The 1,719-nt window shown below is 66.1% G+C and carries 1 protein-coding gene and 1 pseudogene; both read right to left on the bottom strand.

The features are described 5' to 3' along the window. Positions 1–299, bottom strand: a pseudogene (locus NR193_RS33230) (hypothetical protein); the annotation flags it as partial. Between the two features lie 340 nt (positions 300–639). Then, positions 640–1,680, bottom strand: a complete 1,041-nt coding sequence (locus tag NR193_RS33235; protein ID WP_256754877.1) for a toprim domain-containing protein — start codon at positions 1,678–1,680, stop codon at positions 640–642. Positions 1,681–1,719: the final 39 nt, after the last annotated feature.

A 1,719-nucleotide genomic window follows, 5' to 3' on the forward strand; every position in this document is an offset into this window, starting at 1 on the left:
CGCTGGGCCTGCTCGTTGTCGTCCAGTTGCCGCTCGATCCGTTGTACAGCTCGGTGGAAGACATTGGTGACGGACCAGAGCAGGTCATCGAGGTCGGGTTCGAGGCGCGTGTCGCTCAGGGTGGCGATGAGGGCGTCAAAGATGTCGGCCACGGCTCCGGCCGCGTGGTCGCCACCGGGGAGCGGTCGCGGATCGGGCTCGTCGGCAAATGGGCGCCAGCCATAGAGCTGGAGTTCGGTGAGGATGTGATCGGTCGGAGAAGCGGCGTGGTGCGGTTCGGTGTCGTCGTGCTCGCTCATGGGGATGCTCCCGTCGGTTTGACCGCGACCCTCGCGGCCTTCATGGCGACGAGAGCCCACGGGCGGGACGGTTCGACACCCGCAGCGTAGCGGAGGGCCGGAGCGTAGCGGAGGATGGCGGAGGAAGGCTATTTTGCCTCGCGATGGAAAGGCGTCGCGACCAATCGCTGCCATTCGCGAGCAGTCGCGCGCCGCCGGAAAATAGTCGGCCGCCGCCATTGCCTGGCCGGCCCGATTGTGGGCCGATCGCCCTCTCGAAGGCCGGGTCGCGGTTCCCTACCGGCGGGCTCCCATCCATGCGATGCGGCCACACCGTGCGCCGCGCGCTTCCCTTCCCGGCTCACGCCGCCCATGTCAGATAGCGGATGCGATCCCTGCGCATGAGCTGGTCCGCAATCGAGGCGCGGAAGGTGGCAAGTCCGAAATGGCGGAGATCTTCATTGAAGTCCTCCGTCTTCGGCGACAGCACGATTGCCTCGATTCCGGCGTCTGTAGCGCGCTCGAGCAGACTGTCTCGGGCACCGTCACCGGCCGGATCGTTGTCGCGGATGACATAGAGCCGCCGCAGGTTCGGAGGGAACAGGATGGCAGCAAGATGGGCGGCCGAGAGTGCCGCAGCCATCGCCATGTCGGGCAAGGCGCATCTGAGCGATAGCGTCGTCTCGATGCCTTCGCCTGCCGCCACGACGCTGCCGGGTACGCCGAAGCGGACGGCGTGACCGAGAAGGTCACCCATTGCCCTACGCGGCGTGTCGATGGGTGCCTTGCCGGCGCCGTCCGGTGTGAGCCAAGTGCGGTGCGCGCCGGTCAGAAGCCCGTCCAGATCGGTAACGGCGGCAATCATCGCCGGCCAGGTCTCGGTCGGTCCATGATCGTCGGGCCGGTAGTAGCAGTGTGGATGGAACTGCAAGGCTGTGGTTCCGTGCAAAGTCGTGATGCCACGTCCACGCAAATACGTTTCCACGACGGTGCCGATGATGGGCTTCGACATGGCGACAAGACGTCGGGCTGCTTCCCCAGAACCGGCGCGAGCCGGAGGTGGCTTCGTCGTCGGCCGTGGATCGGACTCTACATCCGGCATGGCGAGGAAGGCGCGTGCCTCGTCGGCTACCTCCTTGAAATCGACCAGTCCGAGGGATTGGCGGATGACATCGAGCAGGTCGCCATGCTCGCCGGTAGCGGCGTCGGTCCATTTGCCTGGCGGTCCCTTCGGGGATGGCTGCAGACGCACGAACATCGAGCGACCCGGCGCATTGCGGACGTCGCCGACGGTCCAATAGTTGCCCTGGCGACGGCCATTGGAGAGGTAGTGGCGGCACACCGCCTCGGCATATTCGCCGAGGCGGTGTGCGAGGTAGGATGCATCGTGACGCGGAATCATGCAGCCTCCCGCTCACTGACCCGATCGATTGGGAAGCGG

The organism is Mesorhizobium sp. Mes31 (assembly GCF_024519675.1).
In the GTDB taxonomy this organism is placed as follows: Bacteria; Pseudomonadota; Alphaproteobacteria; order Rhizobiales; family Rhizobiaceae; genus Mesorhizobium.

Coding starts and splice junctions, on each gene's coding strand:
- NR193_RS33235 (WP_256754877.1), bottom strand. CDS start 1,680: ATGATTCCGCGTCACGATGCATCCTACCTCGCACACCGCCTCGGCGAA.